We start from the raw sequence: 17,804 nt of genomic DNA, 5'->3' as shown, positions 1-17,804 counted from the left end.
ACATTCGCGAAGCTTTCCATAATTACCTTGGTTGAAATCGTGATTGAATGAATTATGGCGCTTCATTCTGGCACTGGGCAAGCAGGTAGTGGAAGCAACGGAATAAAGATGGGCTTTGCATTTTCCTCTCTCATTCTTAAATTGATCTTACTTGACGTTATGCCTGTTCATGAAAACTTTCCCCCAAAAGCTGAGTTATGTATTCCTTCTCGCCGTGCCTTTCCTGGTTACGGCGATGGCCTTCATTTTTGGGCACCTTAGTTATTGGATTTACCTTCCGGGCTGGTTCCTGAATATTTTGCTCATGTTTTTGGCTGTCCGGACGCTCGGACGCGCAAAAAACGAAACGGTTCGCCGCGTTGCATGGCCGTTGATCATGTCCTGGGCACCTATTTCTGTTTTTGCTGGAATGGGCCCGCCGCCTGAGACTGCGGAAGGATGGGCGGCGCTGGCATCGGAACAGCATTTGAGATATTGCATTCTGATCGTGAGTGGCAGTATGACCTCGGTTGGAATGATAAGGCTTTATGATACGCTCAAAGACTTCCCCGGGTCGCGGTATGCGCACATGGGCAAGGTCATGTTTTTGATAGCGCTACCGCTTTTCATTGCCAACATGGCCTACTGGGGATTTTTTCTGACCAATGTATTTGTGAAATACGCCAAGCCCGGCGCTCCTGCCAGGCCCGTCTGGCTTGAAACGGTATCAGCTGTTTTCACAGTGGTAAGGATGACGGAAGTAACACTGATCTATCTCGGTACGGCTGCTTTCGCCTATGCGATCAGCAAATCCGGGCGGCTGGATCGCCTCGCCTGTGCGCTTTATATTTTCTTCTGTTTTTTGGGTGCCATACTCAACCTGCTCCCTTCCGGCCTCCCTGAACCACTCGCAACGGCAAACTATGTGGCTTACATCCCGGCGATCACCTTGCTGGCGCCTTATCTGATCGCGGTGAATTTGTTGAAGAACCACACGAATTATGGCAGCGCATTTATCCTGGACAGGCTATTTTCTGGCGATAGGTGCCGCATTGGCGATCTACTAGGTGATAAGCTTCATTGTGCACCCGAGTTGATCTCATGAAATCACCTCTGAAATCCGAGGTTTTATGAAGCAGATACAAACCAGTAAGACCCAAAAGGCATGATCGCTATGTGAATGCCTTTTGGGTTTGAACGTTAGTACATTTTCCTTTATTCGGCCCGTAAACTCTGTACAGGACTCATCAGCGCAGCTTTGAGGCTCTGAAAACTTACCGTCAATATGGCAATGCCAATGGCCAGAAAAGCGGCCAGAACAAATACCCACCACGAAATATCGACGCGATAGGCGAAGTTGTCGAGCCATCGACTCATGGCGTACCAAGCAATGGGCGAGGCAATCAGAATGGCAATGGCGACCCAGGCAATAAATTGGCGCGACAACAGAAACAGGATTTCGGAAATACTGGCCCCTAACACTTTACGAATGCCAATTTCCTTGGTGCGCTGCTCGGTTATGAAAACGGCCAGACCAAACAAGCCAAGGCAGGCAATAAAGATGGCCAGGGCCGAAAAGACTGTTGCGATGATACTCGTATTTTGTTCCGCTTTGTAAAGTCGGGCCAGCCGCTCATCTGAAAAAGAATAGCGACATTGTTCCATTTTTTCGAAACGCTGCCAGGTTTCTTCGATGTAATCCGTCACATTTTTTGCGGCATTCGGCTGAATTCGGATGTTTAAAATACTGGCGGCTTGCCGCACTGGACTAAGGTGAAACACCAGCGGACGAACCTGGCGGTGAAGCGATTCATAATTGAAGTCCTTTATAACACCAATGATTTTATACGTTTTAGGGCCATTTACCTCGATTTCGGTGACTACCTGATCTAACGGATTGTTCGTATTAAACGCTCTCAATGCCGCTTCGTTGATGACCACGGCGGTGCTGTCGGCCAGCCGATCGTTGGAAAAGAATCGTCCGGCTTTTAACGGCACCGCAAACGTTTTTGCGAAATCCGCATCGACATCTAGAAACTGGCATAAAACAGGATCAGTACCCGACCGTTTTCCGAACAAATAAGCACTTCCCGGAATACCGTTTGCAAATAATAGGGATGAGTTGCTGACCGATAGTATGGCTGGATTTTTCAATAATTCGGCTTTAAACGGCTTGAGTTTGTCGCCCAGCACCTTCGCATTATTGATAGAAAGCAAGTGCTCTTTGTTGAATCCCAGGTCTTTATGCTGAAGATACCCTAATTGGTTTCGGATGATGATCATCCCCAGAATTAGCGTAATGGATATCGAGAACTGAGTAATCACCAGCAGGCTGCGTAACGAGGATTTTCTTTTTTGTACGCCCGATTTTAAGACCTCGACCGGCCGAAAAGAAGATAAAAAGAAGGCTGGATAACTTCCCGCCAGCAGACCTACAATGAGCGTGAAAGCAAGTAGCGCCGGAATGGCATACGCATGGGTAAAAAGTGGCAGTGTCAACTGCCGACCTGCTATCTGGTTGAAGCCGGGAAGCATGAGTTGTACCAAAACCAACGCGATGATAACCGAAAGGCCGGTCAGCAATATGGATTCGGTCGTAAACTGCCCCATTAGTTTTATGCGACTCGAACCAATGGCTTTTCGAATGCCTACTTCTTTGGCGCGTTTCTCGGAACGGGCTGTCGATAGGTTGACAAAATTGATGACGGCAATCAGCAGAATAAACAACGCCACTGCCGAGAAAATATACACATACACACTGTCGCCAATTCGGATATCACCCCACTCGGTATTGGGGTCGATATTGTATTGGCGTTTTGCGTGGAGATAAATGGATAATAACGGTTGCATGCGATACTCGAATACATTGCCGTTGGCCAGAAATTGCTTCATAGAAAAGCCCAATGCTTTTTCAATCTCAGGTCCTAAACGTTCGAGAATGACTTGCTGCATTTTGCGCTCGACCCGTGTAGGATCTGCCCCTTCTTTGAGAACAATGTAAGTGGAGTAATCCCCTTGCAGCCAGTCTTGTTGATCAACCTCGGGATAGGTCGACATCGATAAAAGGAAATCGCAACGGAAATGCGACTTTTCGGGAAAGTCTTTCATGACGCCCGTAATCTGATAGGAGTTTGTCCCATCGACCAGAAACGATTTTCCCGTCGGGTTTTCCAGCCCGAAGTATTTGCTGGCCATGGTTTCGGTCAGGACAATGCTTTTCGGGTTTTTGAGAGCAATCGACGGATTGCCATGAATGAAGGGAAGCGTAAATACATCGAAATAGGTGGAGTCGACAGTATAGATTCTGTTTTCCTTGAAAATTTTGTCTTTATACCGCAAATCGTGTCCGCCAAAGTAGCCGATGCGTGTTTGGGTGAGCACTTCAGGGAGCATCTGCACCAGTGTAGGGCCGGCCGGAGGTGCCGTCTTGGAATTGTTTGATTCTTCGTTGTTAATCGAACTGTGAACGTAAAGCCGATATGTCTGGCTGGCTTTTTTATTGAATGTGTCGAAGTTTAGCTCATCGAGAATGAATAGGAACAACACGATGGAACAGGCAATCCCCAACGAAAGTCCGATGATGTTGATGGCCGAAAAGCCCTTATTGGTGAGCAGGTTACGGTAAGTTATTCTAAAATAATTTAGTAGCATAGCAGGACCCAGCGAAAAAAGAGATGTATATGGTATTTGGTAGCGTGGCTTGGCCAGCGGCCGCATCAGTTTCTCCCCACAAATAAAAGACCACTTGTCCAAATCAGCTCTGATTTGCGTCCGACGGGGTTTTTGATAGATTGCCAGCATGGATAATTGTCCGGATCCGGACACATGACGTACCCAAACGGACAGAATTGTAGAAGGTAGTTAATTTCATACCATTGAACGATGACCTATCAATGGTCAGATATGAATAATTTCAAAAAAGGCTCGAACGTGAGACACTCAGCCCCTGGCTGTCACGCTTAAAAGCAGGCGCACCGCTTGGACGTTTTATGGTACATGTTATCAGTTAAAATGTAGGCTAGTACAGCTAGCGAGAAATTTTGCGCTCAAATGTGCCACTAATCTGATGGCCTGAATAGGCTGCGTTAAACCTGATCCAGAAAAACAGTATCCTCGAAAACATTCGCCAACCGATTTCAAAGAAGATGGATCTGATTAACTGGTCCTGAAACCAGGCGATATCTTTTGAATACCAATTCATTTTTTGAAGAATGTTGAATTGCCGGTGGCTTGGTTGCCAATGCGGCTGCAAACAACATGACCAGCGTTTCCGGCTCCAATTTGGTAGGTATATAAAGGGTGGACGCAGATTGGTTACCTTTTGTATACGGAAGCAGCCCGGCTGATATACCTTTTGTACACCTAAAATAATTGCTGTTGGTTTTGATCAACCCTAGGTTTGCATTGCCTTCCCAGAAAAGGATTTCCCTGGTTCCGAGGCAGTTTAATCAATCAGTATTTTATCCATTTGCTAATCAACGCCATGAAAAATCTATTGTTAATTCGAATCCCCAAATCATCATTAATCATTTCCCGGGCAATGCTGCTCTTCGCTTTGCTTTTATTCTTTCAAAGCTGTAAAGACGCGGACATCACCTCTGACCCATCCATTTCCCAACAGACCGGCAATGATCCGCAGCTGGAAGTGCTCAGCATTTTTTTGGCTGGCCTTACCGGCGCACCTGTTGATAAGGTCGTTTACGATCTGAATGAAAAGACATTCATCATCGACGGTGACATTAAAGTAACAAGAAGCAGTGCCGAAGGTTATCTCAATGCCGATAAGGCATCAAGGGTAAACCAGCGGCAAGTCATGTGGCTGCTGAAAGACGAAGTTGTGAAAGACATCAAGGTTCACGTCGCTTCGGGCATTTACACGGCCTGGTATGAACCCATCGTCCTGGCAATGAAAGATTGGAATGACATGCCTGACACGAAGGTGCATTTTCAGCAAACAACCAAGCTTGATGAGGCTGACATCCGGATAACTGCCCAGTATGGTTTTCCCAATCCCACTGAATCGCAAAACTGGGTAGCACGCCAATCTCTGCCGAACGCGGACGGAACAATAGGTGGCGGCATGGAAGTCAATATTTACTACAATGCCGAGAGCTTAATGCCCTTATCTAAAAAGCGGCTGGCTATTGCCCACGAGTTGGGTCACTCAATCGGCCTCACCCACACAGACAAACCGTCAGGTCTCTTTGAGTTTCAGGTTTGCGACACACCCATTATGGATAGTTATTCGGTGATGAACTCGTTGGTAAGCAATTGGAACGGGTTCAGTAAATACGACATGAAAGCAGTGGCAATCATGTATCCGCAACATACCTGGAAATATTACCCCACTCAGGCCACAGATATCGCAGCATCGTCGGGCGAGACTCAATGGTTGTGGACGATCAGTAAAACGCCAGCCAGCGGAGGATATGCAATCAACAGGTATAACTATGTAACACATCAATTCCTGCCGGTTCCGGGAGGAGCTCTACGGATAGCCATAGGCCCAGACGGCCTGCCATGGATTGTAAATAATAAAGGGGAAATTTATAAAAGGAGCATTGATGCCAAGTGGCAAAAGCTGACAGGCAGCGCACTCGACATTGCCGTCGGGGCTACCGGCGCAGTATATACAATCAGCACAGTACCCGCCCCTGGCGGTTTTGCGATCAAATACTGGAAAAACAACCAGTGGAACCAAATGCCCGGGAAGGGCGCGGTACGCATTGCTGTATCTTCGACCGGTGTTGCCTGGGCCATTGACAATGCCAATAAAATCCTGAAATCGAACGGAACATCTATGGAAGATACTGGCGTATTTGGCAGGGACATAGCAGCCGGAGGCAATGGCTCGGTGTATGCAATTGGTCAAACAGCGGTTTTTGGAGGCTATTCGGTCAAAAAAAATGAAAATGGCTGCTGGGTGCAATTAGATGGAGGCGGCGTAGCCATCACAGCCCACGGCAACGGCATGGGACCTGCGGTCATTAATAATTTGGGAATGGTCATGGAATATTAGAATTGCGTGCGTGCCTCTAACTACTACATTTCATCATCATCAATCGCAGGCTCTAACAAAGAGCCTGCGATTTACTTTTAATAATCAGGAAAATGACTTCATGGATCAATTGGTTGTTTAAACCAGATAAGCCGACGGCTTCTCCTATGGCCAAAGAAGGAAATGTCTGCCTCGAAGGTGACAAAGTACATTATTCAGCCAGAGATGGGTTCCGGCAAACGGTGATTGATCTGACCCAGCTGCAGTACGTTTATGTTTACACCGCCGAAAACAGTCAGAACCTGGTGCTGAATGACTACCACCAACATTTTATCCCTTGCTCGGTCAATGGATTTGAAACCTTTTTTCAAGATTTATGCAGTCGGCTTTCACGGAATGAAACGCAACTATTGGAAATTTTAGCAAATAAGAACCCTCAGAAAGTAGAACTTTGGCGTGCTATCCCGCCTGATAACTGCGAGATCCTGGATTTAACAGACCACTCAGATTTATTGAAAAATGGACAATGCGAAGGTTTCTGGATATGTTCATCGCCACGTCAATGGATTAGTTGGGATATGACCTCACAAGAATTAGCAGATTTGCCGCTCACCTACCAAACAACCAATGAATATGGGTTAACAGAAATCCGGTTCCACTTTCCGGTCCAAATCGGCAATTTAGTGCTGGACGACTGGCGCTACTCACTGCCCGGCCATCTTCGTCTGGATGTTCCGCTGGACGATTTCTATTCCAACGTGCGCATTAATAGAAATGGAGATCAAAATTATTTTTTGATAAAAAAGACATTCGATGAGTTCTGGGGAGAGGCTGCCACAGTGTATGAAAGAGATGATCAGAATTCCTGCCAATGGATTGTTAACGGAATAAAGTTCGCGTTGATTTACTGGTACGACAGCCGCTTTACTTATCAATCGGGATATGCATACCTGAACGTAAAAAATCAGCGGATCTACCCTGATTATCTCACGGATCCTGACTACGAGCTGAACCTGCAATTGAGCCAATTTTTATTCCTTTCCCGACCGTTTTCAATTGGTTCTCATTTTAGGCAATCGCGCTATTTTCAGCAAACGCCCACGAAAATAGCCAGCCAGCTCATCATTCTGTCAGCGAAATTCATGATCTGGCTGGATGAGCTCAATGGAAAAATAGGCTTTGCCAACCCTGAAAATGCAATGATCTTTCCATTAAAAGATATCGCCGGTTTTCAGTGCCGGAATGTGGTGCCCGACCGGAGCAGTGGTGGGGCATATTTGTCAGCAATCCTTCAATATGGAAAGCAGCACTGCATTCTGATCGGCGACTGTTATTCTTTTGATGCACACGTCCAGGACCTTGCCAAAATGATTCAACTGCCAATTACCGAGTTGACTGCATACGAGTGATTACTAGTTTTTCACTTTCACACCCTCGTGGAATTTGTGATTTGCATCCTCTGAATCCGCATTTCCGAAATCGTGCGGATAGACTGTGAAAGTGGCGGGATCCGCGTTTTTAACAATTCTTGTTTTGTAATAAACATGTTTGCTGTCGCTGCCGTAGTTCTCTCCCAATACTTTAAAAGTGGCTACATCAGCATCTTTCAACTTTTTATCATCCATAAAAACGGAAGTTTGATCATGGGCATAATTGAAATCGTGCCCGTAATGGCCATTTTCTGCATATACTTCAAATGTCTGAGTATCAGCACCGACAACCTTATTTTCCTTGAAAAAGACAATGTTTTTATCTTTTGCATAACCCTCTGTCAGCAATTCAAATGATCCGCCGTCAGCCCCTTTCAGTGTAAATCCAAGAAAGAAAACTTGATGATCGTCTTTTGAATAGCGGTAATCCAGGATCTTGAATGAGGTTCTTTCACAAGGTAAAATGGCGATATTATGTTGCCCCTCCCCGGTGTAGCCATAATAATAAATGTTCAAAGCATCTTTGGCAAAATGCTCGTCCAAAAGCTCAAACGTTTTTCCCTGACTACCGGTAATGGGTAGCTGGTCCAAATAGGCCGATACATTGTCTTTAGCGAAATGTGAGTCGATGCTAACCAGCGATGAAACCTGTTTCACATCAAAAGCAACTCCGTGGAAAAAGGCATTTGACTTGTCTTTTGCATATCCATTTCCCAGGCTGATGAAAGTCGGGGTATGGGCCTTTTGGATGGTCAGGATCCTTTGTTTTTTGGTCAGATAATAATTTTGCCCTTCCCGGTATTCATCACAATAATAGGCCCTGTCTTTGTCTTTGGCATATTCCTCGTCCAATGCTTCAAACGAGGGCACGTCGGCGTAGCTAAAAGAATAGTCTTTGTAATACGCAGTAGTTGAGTCCTTTGCAAACGATTTGTTCAGTACAAGAAAATTTTTGTCGGTGATAACCTCGCCGTTAAATTTGATTTTTTCAGCTTCATCGTCGAGGCCTAATATTGCTTTTATCAGCCCCCCGATAATCCAGAACAGGATTTTAAAAAGCCATTTTATGAATTTGAATACATCAAGCATGAGGTTGTTTGAGTCTAAGTAAGATTATAATGTTGTATTTCGATTCTTTTGTTCCAGGTCGCTTTCCACCCTCTTCATCACGCATCAAAATGTGCCGGCATGGTGAATTTTTCTTCTTTGGCCATTTCACGGATTCCTTCGGCAGTGCTGATAAAGCTCACATTGTCCGGCGTTTTATACGTGTAATCCGCATCTGCTTCTTCTATCAGGTAACGGATCACGCGCCAGGTATCTGTCCATCGCTCGCTGGCTCTGGCATTATTAGCGGCAAACATAACCGGCGTATACCCTTCGGCGTTTAGTGCATTTTGACTTATGCAAACTTAGCGATGGTGATAGCTAGCATCACTATCTGCCCGGTATACAAGAAGTACACCGGGTCTGGCGGCGGGTATACAAAAGGTAAACACAGACCTTTAATGATGCATTTTAGCACCTTCGAATCGACTTCAATGATGAATACATTGAGTTAAAGCGTACCCGTTTACCTTTTGTACACCTGATTTCAGCGGCCACTTACCTTTTGTATACGCTTGAAAATTGTTGCCGGTTTTGATCCTTTCTACGTTTGTATCGCCTTTCGAAAACAACGAAGTCGGGAGATTGAATTTCTCAAATCATTTATACAAACCATTAAAGCAAAATGTCAAACGTAAAAACAGTAATCGATCAATGGGCTGTAAAAGATCTTGAAGGTGGCTCTTCGCTCAACATCACCGTAACCAGCTGCACGGAACTGGGAAATAACTCGCTCCCCGGAATTCAGGTGTTGTATATGGGAAACACCATCAATTTCGAACCGAATATCACCGAGCGCTGGGCGTATCAGGCTTCAAAAGCGGGCGTAACTGAATACCTGTTATCGGATTATTCCTGGATGGTGCATGAAGATCAGTTTATCAAAAATTATCTGATCGTAGGTGATATCCTGAAAGCAAAAATTGAAGTCAAAAGCAGAAGCTCCAAGGTGATCACAAAAGAGTATGAATTGCCTTTCTCAATCTAAATTCCTTCAATTTTAACAACAACTTAGCTATTTCCATGAAAAATCCTTTTTCAAACATCAGGTACCAACCATCTTTAAACCTGTTTCGGGGCATTTTGCTGCTTGCTCTGCTCATTTTTTTTCAGGGCTGTAAAGACCAGGACATTACCACCATTCCGGCATCGTCCCAGGTGGGCGAAAATAATGTCCAGATGCAAATGCTTACCAGTTATCTGGCAGAAATGACCGGGGCACCTGTTGACAAGGTCATCTATGACAAGGAAGACAAAATATTTGTGATCGATGGTGATCTGACGATTTCGAGAAAAAGTGCCGAAGCATATCTGAATGAAGCGAAGACAGGAAGGGTTGAGCAGCGGCGCCATCCTTGGCTGCTAAGTGACAATGTTGTCCAGGATATCAAGGTTTATATTAAGCCGGACATCACGCCCAGCTGGAAAACGGCAATTCGTTTGGCCATTGCGGATTGGAATGATGTTACTGACACCAAAGTAAATTTCCGGGAAGTATACCTTGATTATAATACCGACGTAGTTGTTTCTGCAGGTTTTCACGCAGACGAGAAAGGCACGATAAATTGGGTAGCTAGACAGTATCCGCCGGATATGGATGGGACAACCGGTGGCGGAATGATAGTTAATACTCTTTATAATAACGATTTGGATATGTCGATATCCATGAAACGGCGTACCATTGCACATGAGCTTGGGCACGCTATCGGGCTCACTCACACAGACGAACCGGCAGTAGGAATGGTTGATTATCAGGTTTGCGGTACGCCTAAAATGGATGAATATTCTGTTATGAACGCGTACGCAACGCTTTGGGACGGGTTTTCCCTATACGACAAAGTTGCGGCACGCATACTTTATCCCGCGCATACCTGGAACTATCTTACCGGTCTGGCCACTGATGTGGCTGCCGGATTCCACGCTAGCAAATCATTGTGGATCGTTAGCAAAACACCAGTCAATGGTGGATACTCGATCATGAACTATGATTACACAACCAAAACGTTTAAGCAGGTCTCCGGGGGAGCTGTCCGGATAGCGGTCGGCCCTGATAATAACCCGTGGATTGTAAACAGTGTTGGGCAAATATATAAACGTGTTAACAACTCCCAGTGGCAACTGGTGCCTGGCAGTGCGAATGACATTGCTATTGGGGCAAATGGTGAGGTTTTTATTGTCAGCACGCTGCCAGCCGCTGGTGGGTATGCCATTAAACAGTGGAAAAACAACCAGTGGAAAGTGCTTCCGGGAAAGGGAGGTTTACGGATCGCTGTCAGTTCAATCGGCATTCCCTGGGCGGTTGACAATGCCAACAAAGTATTAACACTTAGCGGGCAGACCATGGTGGATACCGGCGGCTTCGGAAGGGATATTGCAGCCGGGGATAGGGGCTATATGTATGTTATTGGACAAACCCAGGTTGGCGGGGGCTACTCGGTAAAAAAATATGAAAATGGCTGCTGGTTCCAACTAAGTGGCGGCGGTGTGGCTATCACAGCACATGGTTCTGCTGGAGAACCGGTAATTATTAACAACCTGGGGCTGATAGCGGAATATTAAAACTCAGACTTTTTTGAACCCTGGCCAACATACAGTGGCCGGGGTTCTCAACTACAATAAAAGTAAGTTAATTAAAGTGCAACATGCTGGTCTCACGAAACCCTCCTGCTTGAGGCAAAGAGGCCCATGTATCTGTTTCTTACCTAGGAGTAGGGAAAAACAGCGTCAATTAGAGACCAAAAAGTATAGCTAACAATTAACAAAGTACCGATCTGGATCAATAGATAACCCTAAGAAAACATCCTTACCCGACCGCTAGTGGCTTGTTTTTAACACCCCTAGCTGCTCGCCAGATTAGCATGCGTCCTAGCGCATTCCTCCCGAAACAGCCAATTTTTCTCCAGTGATCCAGCCCGCATAATCCGAAGCCAGGAAAGCGACTGCCGGGGCTATTTCATTTGGTTTGCCAAATCTACCCATCGGTATAGCGGCAATCATGCCCTTTTCAATGGCGCTACCTGCCAGGCCCAGCGCCTTTGACCCTTCGGTATCAGTTGGACCCGGTGCCACTGTATTGACCCGGATGTGCCGGTTCACCAGTTCTCTTGATAAAGAAACGGTTAAGGCGTTCAGGGCCGCCTTCGATGACGTATAAATGCTGGTGTATGGCCCCGGATTTTGTCCGCCTACTGAACTGATATTGATAATGCTACCTCCTGTTGGGGGAAAATACTTCAAAGACTCCTGGATCGTCAGTATGGGACCTAATACATTGACCCGGTACTGTTCCAGAAAACCCTCCTCCGTAACAGCTTCGATAGGGCCGAATCGGGCGATGCCAGCGTTATTCACCAGCACATCCAGCTTGCCAAACCGCTCCTTTACCTGTTTTAATAAATCAATAATATCGGTATGCCGGGCCATATCCGCCTGAAGGGCAATGGCCTGTCCGCCTGTCTCCCGGATGGCGGTAACCACGCCTTCCGCATCACTTGCCGCCGAATGATAGGTAATAATGACAATCGCGCCACAGGCGGCAAGTTCCTTGGCGATGGCAGCGCCAATACCCTTTGAGCTGCCGGTAACGATGGCAATCTTCTGCGTCAAATCTATTTTCATGATATCTTTTTTTGACAAAGCTAAATGAGCGAACTTTACCCTGGGAATGAGTTTCCCTTTAGAAAGTAGTTTCCTTAGAGAAACTAAGTTGCGCCAAGACAGATGAAAAAGAAAGTATTTATTGATCAAAAGCCCCTGCACTGTCCAGGTCAGCTCAGGGCTATCCATGATACGATGGATATTTTAAGCGGCAAATGGAAAATCACTATCATTGGGTGCCTGAGCTTCGGCGACAAACGGTTCATGGACTTAATGCGGGAAGTAAAAGGGATTGGCTCCAAAATGCTGTCCAAGGAGTTACACGAGCTGGAGATCAACGGTTTGATCAGTCGCACGGTGCAGCCAACCAAACCGGTCACGGTGGAATACGCGCTTACCGCTTATGGTGAGACCCTCAGGCCTATCCTGTGGGAAATGGCTGATTGGGGGCAACATCACAGGATAAAAGTAAAAGCAGCATTCAGCGGAGAAGTTGGCAGTGGCCAGAGCACAGCTTGAACCTATTTAGTTTTTACGTTGCCTCAATAAATCAACTTGTTATACAGACTATTTCGTGACGCCCCACCAAAAATGGGATGAAGCCATCGTATCTGACACAACCATTTTAGAAGAAGTGTCCAACTTGTAAGGGGCCAAGACATTTTTGCTAAAACAGCTCAATAGGTGTCTGACAAATCCACATTTTCTCTCACAACCCCTCCGCAATTGACTAAGCGGGGATTGCGAGAAAAATTGTTCGAGGCAAATTGTAAGATCTGGTGTAGGCGAATACAATACTGTCACGACAGTACCAGCGGTCCCTTCATAGCGGATTAAAATTAGAAAATTTGTCTAATTAATCACCACTCTGTTTTGGGGAAGCTTACAAGACTAGCCACATTGGTAGTTATGGCCATTTTTATACAAAACTATTTAGGATATCATTTGAATAAAACCGGGTAATCGGTATAACCTTTTGCGCCGGGTGTATATAGGGTGGTGAAATCAGGTGCGTTCAACTCCGCTCCGTTGATAATGCGTTGCTCCAGGTCCGGATTTGCTAAGAAGGCCCTGCCAAATGCGATAAGGTCTGCATCTCCATTATTTAATTCAGCTTCCGCTTTTTCGGCAGTAAAGGTGTTACAATAAATAATTGTTCCCTCAAATTCAGTACGAATGGCCGCTAACGTTTGTGTGGGAACCTGCGGGTTAATACTGATGTGTATATACGCAAGCCCGATGCGGTTAAACTCCCGGCTTAAATGAATGTACGTTTCCTCCGTTGCATCGGCATCATATGGTTGCAGGTCGCCCAGAACGGAATTGGGTGAGATCCTGACACCCACTTTTTCTTTGCCGATAGCGTCCGCTACACGTTGCGCGACTTCCAGGGCAAACCTGGCCCTGTTCTCGATCGTCCCGCCATAAATATCTGTACGGTCATTCACATTTGGATTAAGGAACTGCTCGATGAGGTAGCCATTTGCGGCGTGTAATTCTACCCCATCAAAGCCGGCGGCCATCGCATTCTTCGCTGCTGTTACGTATCCGCTGATCACATCTTGTACACCCTCGGTAGATAAGGCTACCGGAACCGGATAATCCTGCATACCCATGGTATCGGTGTGCATTTGCCCGGCTGCCGCTATAGCTGATGCACCTATCACCTGAACGCCCCCTGGCAGGTTTGCCTGGTGCCCGATACGTCCGGTGTGCATTAATTGCAAAAATATTTTGGTATCATTTTGATGTACGGCAGTTGTCGTTAATTTCCAGCCTTCTATTTGTTCAGGTGAAAAAATGCCCGGGATACGGGCATAACCCAATGCTTCGGGGGCTGGCGCGGTACCTTCCGTGATGATCAAACCTGCTCCCCGGCGCTGGCCATAATATTCCGCCATCAGTGCGTTTGGCACATTGCCGATAGCACGGCTGCGGGTCATAGGGGCCATCACTAAATGATTCTTCAAATTCAGGGACTGGCTATTGTAAGGCATCAGTAACTTTTTCATATCGTTTGTTTTATGTTTTACATGATATGTCAAAGGTCAGCAGGATGCCGCATTTGAAATAGCGCGCCGCGCCTGAAAAATAGTCCTATCCGCCTGATGCGTACTTTTTAGGCTTTTGCTGATGGTGCCGCTCGAACAAGCGGGCGAAATGGCTTAAATTACTGAAACCTAACTGATAGCCCGTCTCGCTCACCGAATAGTTCTTATGCCGGAGCAGATAGGCAGCTTCTTCCATCCGGGCCGTTTGGTAGTAATTGTAAATGCTATCGCCAAATACCTGCCTGAACAGATCCTTCATTTTGGTTTCGCTTAGACCGCCTGATTTAGCCAGGTCAGGCAAACTGGGAGGTTGACTAAGATCGCTGAGTATAGCCTTCCGGATGATAGAAAGCTTTTCCGCATCAGCTTTGTTAACCGGGCTATGTCCGGTTGATTGGCGGTTATGCAGCTGATTGAACACATGATATAGCAGCGTTTCCGCTTTAAGCCGATAATATAAGCCTGCAAGCCCGTTCTCTGCCTGTGGCTCCGATAGCTGTTTGAGTGTCATTTGTGTTTCTGTCCCCATACTTTCATAAAAAAGAAAGGACTCTTTGGGGTTAACAATGCTATCAATCACATCATGGGGACGATCAAGTTTCAACAACGCCTTAAGACGCGTGGCGCTCAACCCGATCACCGTAAAATAGATCTCCGTGTGGGCCGGAAAAGTAATCAGAGAGTCCAAGTTATTAGAGGCAATTTGTATCGCCATATCATTATAACGACTAAAATTCTGCTGTTGCCCGTCACTTGCAATCAGACTTACAGGCTCCTCATTATTATAGAAAATCACGCTGATGAAGCTTGCCTGTTCTGTTGTGCCTATCCGTTTCAAGATCAGCTCCTGGTTCAGCCGGTAACGGTGTATCAGCAAGCGAAAGTCATCATTCAGATCAACCCGGCGTACAAACCCCTCGCCGAGGGATGATGGAATTTGCAGCTCGTTGTTGACCACAGGTACTTTTAAGGCTTCAGCAAAGGCTGTCAAAAAATTAAACTGCGGCTGGGTAACAAACTCTATTAACATGTTTAGTGATAATGGTTTATTTAAAGGTATGTACTTATTAATAAATCGTTTGCTACCCCGAATATGGTTTACTGATCACTCATTTCCTTCATCACCCTCTGCCGGTGCTGAATCCCCCAGGACGAAATTTCATTAATAATAGGTTTGAGCGAGTGTCCGTATTCGGTTAATTTATACTCAACCGTAACAGGTTTAGTTTCCAGGCATCGTACGTCAGTTTTCACAAAGTGGTATTGCAAAAATATGACCATTGAAATCGCTCAACGCTGTTTTGAGTTATTGGAGGTAGACAACGCCAGTAAGTTCTTCTGCCAAAACCCAAAGCTTAGCTGCGGTTATTTCATCAAGCGCGTTTTCTTTGATCGTAGACAAAGCCGGGTATCCGCGAAACCCGCCTTGATCTGGCTCATATAAGTTACCACCAAGCGCATCAGGTGAAACTGCTGCATAAAGTAAAGACAAGGCGCCCTGCCACGGTTCCATGAATTCCCCGATACGCTCCTTTCCGATTGCAATTTCCTTGTCGGTCATATGTCTCACCAGTTCAGTTTTATTGGCACCAGGCTGAGCAGCTATGGACAAAACATTGTCCCCGCGTTGTTTAATCTTTCGGTCGAGTTCTATGGCAAACAGCAAGTTAGCCAATTTACTTTGCCGGTATTCCCGCATGGCGTCATAACTGTTTTCAGATCGCAGATTGTCAAAATCGATATGGGCACCCTGGTAACCATTACTGCTAACGGTAACTATACGCGCACCCGATGTGGCTTTTAAAAGTGGATATAGACAACCTGTAAGCGCAAAATGGCCCAAAAAGTTAATTCCAAATTGCTCCTCGTAGCCATCGACAGTCTTAGGCCTGTCCGGCGCATTTTCGCCGGTGTTCGCTACGCCGGCATTGTTGATCAGTACATTTAATTGTTGATGGTTTTGCAAAAATGTAGCTGCGAACTCCTTCACATCGTTAAGGTCGCTCAAATTAAGTTTTGAGATTTCCAGCTTGCCCTTTCCGCTAAGCGCTTCCAGTTTCTTTTGCGCATCTCTGGCTTTGTCCATGCTCCGGCAGGCCAGCACCACGTGAGCCCCCGCTTCGTATAAGGCAAGCGCAGTTTCGTACCCAATACCGGTATTAGCGCCAGTAACAATAATAGTTTTACCCGTCTGATCCGGGATATTTGATTTCGTCCACATACCTTTTTTTAAAGCAAAGGTCGGCAGAATAAAACCATGAAGGATATTAAAAGGAAACCATTATCTATGAAAACCAATCTTTGGCTGCCTTACACCACTACAAAGAGTTCCTTTGTGATCACATCTGAGGGCGGTTGTTTATCCTCCGGATTTTCCTGATAAGAAATAACTCATCTGCCAAATACAGTCCATTGTGGACAACTGTATACCCATAGTTGACAGCAACCGGTAAAATCCAAAACGCGTCTGGCGGATCGGGCTATTTTTCGGGCGAAGCACGCTATTTTAAATTTGCCCTCGTGCCGACCTTTGACATATCATTTAGAAATAAAAAGATATTCAAACATTAAAAAAATAATCCAATGGCACTATCCGAAGAAGTTAAAAAAACAATTGCCGATGCAGAAGCGCATGGCTTTGATAAGTTAAACCTTTTGCCACCACAACAAACCAGGGATTTAATGAAACAGGCGCCTGCAAACCCTAACCCGACAGCAGTTGGACAGGTGATCAATACGATCATTGAAAAAGACCAGATCCCGGTAAGAATTTATATCCCTAAGGGAAGCGGCCCGTTTCCGGTGATATCTTATTTTCATGGGGGCGGTTTCGTGCTGCTAAGTTTAGATACACATGATGAAATTTGCCGCCAGCTGTGCGCTGATACAGGCGCTGTTATCATGTCGGTAGACTATAAATTAGCGCCGGAGCATCCTTATCCCGAGGGGCCGGAAAGTGCTGTTGCTGCTACGCTCTGGATGATTGAAAACGCAGAAAAATACAATGGCATCGGCGAACAAATGGCTGCTGCCGGCGACAGTGCCGGGGGGTATATGGCAATCTGGGTCGCACAAAAACTGGCAGCCGCCGGGGTTGTGCTCAAGGCCCAGTTTGCAACATACCCCGTCACAGATCACTATTCATCACATCATGCTTCGTGGGAAGAAAATAAGGAAGGGTATGTCCTGACTGCCGAAATGATGAAATGGTTTTGGGACAATTATCTGACCGATCCGGCTAAATTCGATGAAGCATCGCCATTAAGGGCAGCAGATCTTTCGGGTCTGCCACCGGCCCTGATCATGACGGCCAACTATGATCCCCTGAGAGACGAAGGGAAAGCCTATGCCGATAAATTGCAAAAAGCAGGCGTCCCTACGATTTATCAAAATTACGAGAACGTCCATGGATTTTTTGGGCTAGGTTCGATCGGACAACAGGCCATGCAGGAAGCCAGTAATTTTTTAAAGGAAAAATTAAACCGTTAATCATGTACCTGTTTTAAGTGAATAAAAGTAGGTTTGCAGCTTTCGAAAATCAAGATGTTTAAACCGTGAACAGGTTTTAATACAAATACTTACACGCGTTTTGGTGAGCACTTTTCTGACCGAACCGACCGAACCATGAGTCTCGATTTGCTC

Annotated in this window: 15 protein-coding genes; 7 read left to right on the top strand and 8 right to left on the bottom strand. The window is 45.9% G+C overall.

The window, feature by feature from the left end:
* Nucleotides 1–169 precede the first annotated feature (169 nt).
* Nucleotides 170–1,084: a hypothetical protein gene (locus AC1XUF_RS00170; protein ID WP_483339519.1), complete on the top strand. Its 915-nt coding sequence runs from the start codon at nt 170–172 to the stop codon at nt 1,082–1,084.
* A gap of 110 nt (nt 1,085–1,194) precedes the next feature.
* On the opposite strand, the gene AC1XUF_RS00165 is transcribed toward AC1XUF_RS00170, so the two are convergent.
* A complete protein-coding gene (locus tag AC1XUF_RS00165) occupies nt 1,195–3,732 on the bottom strand; it encodes an ABC transporter permease (protein ID WP_483339518.1) in 2,538 nt (845 codons plus the stop codon).
* Nucleotides 3,733–4,462: 730 nt separating this feature from the next.
* Here AC1XUF_RS00165 and AC1XUF_RS00160 point away from each other — a divergent pair.
* On the top strand, nt 4,463–5,998 hold the full coding sequence (locus tag AC1XUF_RS00160) for a hypothetical protein (RefSeq protein WP_483339517.1): 1,536 nt from the start codon (nt 4,463–4,465) through the stop codon (nt 5,996–5,998).
* Between the two features lie 92 nt (nt 5,999–6,090).
* Entirely contained in the window at nt 6,091–7,386 is a 1,296-nt protein-coding gene (locus tag AC1XUF_RS00155; protein WP_483339516.1) for a hypothetical protein, read from the top strand.
* Between the two features lie 3 nt (nt 7,387–7,389).
* On the opposite strand, the gene AC1XUF_RS00150 is transcribed toward AC1XUF_RS00155, so the two are convergent.
* A complete protein-coding gene (locus AC1XUF_RS00150) occupies nt 7,390–8,496 on the bottom strand; it encodes a DKNYY domain-containing protein (protein ID WP_483339515.1) in 1,107 nt (368 codons plus the stop codon).
* Nucleotides 8,497–8,573: 77 nt separating this feature from the next.
* Nucleotides 8,574–8,771: a hypothetical protein gene (locus AC1XUF_RS00145; RefSeq protein ID WP_483339514.1), complete on the bottom strand. Its 198-nt coding sequence runs from the start codon at nt 8,769–8,771 to the stop codon at nt 8,574–8,576.
* 368 nt (nt 8,772–9,139) lie between these two features.
* Between AC1XUF_RS00145 and AC1XUF_RS00140 the strand changes: the two genes are divergently transcribed.
* A complete protein-coding gene (locus tag AC1XUF_RS00140) occupies nt 9,140–9,502 on the top strand; it encodes a hypothetical protein (RefSeq protein WP_483339513.1) in 363 nt (120 codons plus the stop codon).
* A gap of 35 nt (nt 9,503–9,537) precedes the next feature.
* Nucleotides 9,538–11,073, top strand: coding sequence for a M57 family metalloprotease (locus AC1XUF_RS00135; RefSeq protein WP_483339512.1), 1,536 nt, complete (start codon nt 9,538–9,540; stop codon nt 11,071–11,073).
* Nucleotides 11,074–11,379: 306 nt separating this feature from the next.
* Here AC1XUF_RS00135 and AC1XUF_RS00130 read toward each other — a convergent pair whose 3' ends face one another.
* Nucleotides 11,380–12,132 (bottom strand): SDR family NAD(P)-dependent oxidoreductase, encoded by a 753-nt coding sequence (locus AC1XUF_RS00130; protein ID WP_483339511.1) that lies wholly within the window; start codon nt 12,130–12,132, stop codon nt 11,380–11,382.
* Between the two features lie 102 nt (nt 12,133–12,234).
* Here AC1XUF_RS00130 and AC1XUF_RS00125 point away from each other — a divergent pair, with 102 nt between their 5' ends.
* On the top strand, nt 12,235–12,630 hold the full coding sequence (locus AC1XUF_RS00125; RefSeq protein WP_483339510.1) for a winged helix-turn-helix transcriptional regulator: 396 nt from the start codon (nt 12,235–12,237) through the stop codon (nt 12,628–12,630).
* A 422-nt stretch (nt 12,631–13,052) separates the two neighbouring features.
* On the opposite strand, the gene AC1XUF_RS00120 is transcribed toward AC1XUF_RS00125, so the two are convergent.
* From AC1XUF_RS00120 to AC1XUF_RS00105, 4 genes are all read right to left on the bottom strand, one after another.
* Entirely contained in the window at nt 13,053–14,123 is a 1,071-nt protein-coding gene (locus tag AC1XUF_RS00120; RefSeq protein ID WP_483339509.1) for an alkene reductase, read from the bottom strand.
* 85 nt (nt 14,124–14,208) lie between these two features.
* Entirely contained in the window at nt 14,209–15,192 is a 984-nt protein-coding gene (locus AC1XUF_RS00115) for a helix-turn-helix transcriptional regulator (RefSeq protein WP_483339508.1), read from the bottom strand.
* Between the two features lie 68 nt (nt 15,193–15,260).
* On the bottom strand, nt 15,261–15,443 hold the full coding sequence (locus tag AC1XUF_RS00110; RefSeq protein WP_483339507.1) for a winged helix-turn-helix transcriptional regulator: 183 nt from the start codon (nt 15,441–15,443) through the stop codon (nt 15,261–15,263).
* Between the two features lie 25 nt (nt 15,444–15,468).
* Complete coding sequence (locus AC1XUF_RS00105; protein ID WP_483339506.1) at nt 15,469–16,383, bottom strand: oxidoreductase; 915 nt, start codon at nt 16,381–16,383, stop codon at nt 15,469–15,471.
* Between the two features lie 362 nt (nt 16,384–16,745).
* Here AC1XUF_RS00105 and AC1XUF_RS00100 point away from each other — a divergent pair, with 362 nt between their 5' ends.
* Nucleotides 16,746–17,651, top strand: a complete 906-nt coding sequence (locus AC1XUF_RS00100; RefSeq protein WP_483339505.1) for an alpha/beta hydrolase — start codon at nt 16,746–16,748, stop codon at nt 17,649–17,651.
* The last annotated feature ends 153 nt before the right edge of the window (nt 17,652–17,804 follow it).

The sequence above is a fragment of the Dyadobacter sp. HNCC25DJ185 genome (assembly GCF_056895195.1).
This window is presented reverse-complemented; position numbering and strand designations above follow the sequence as displayed.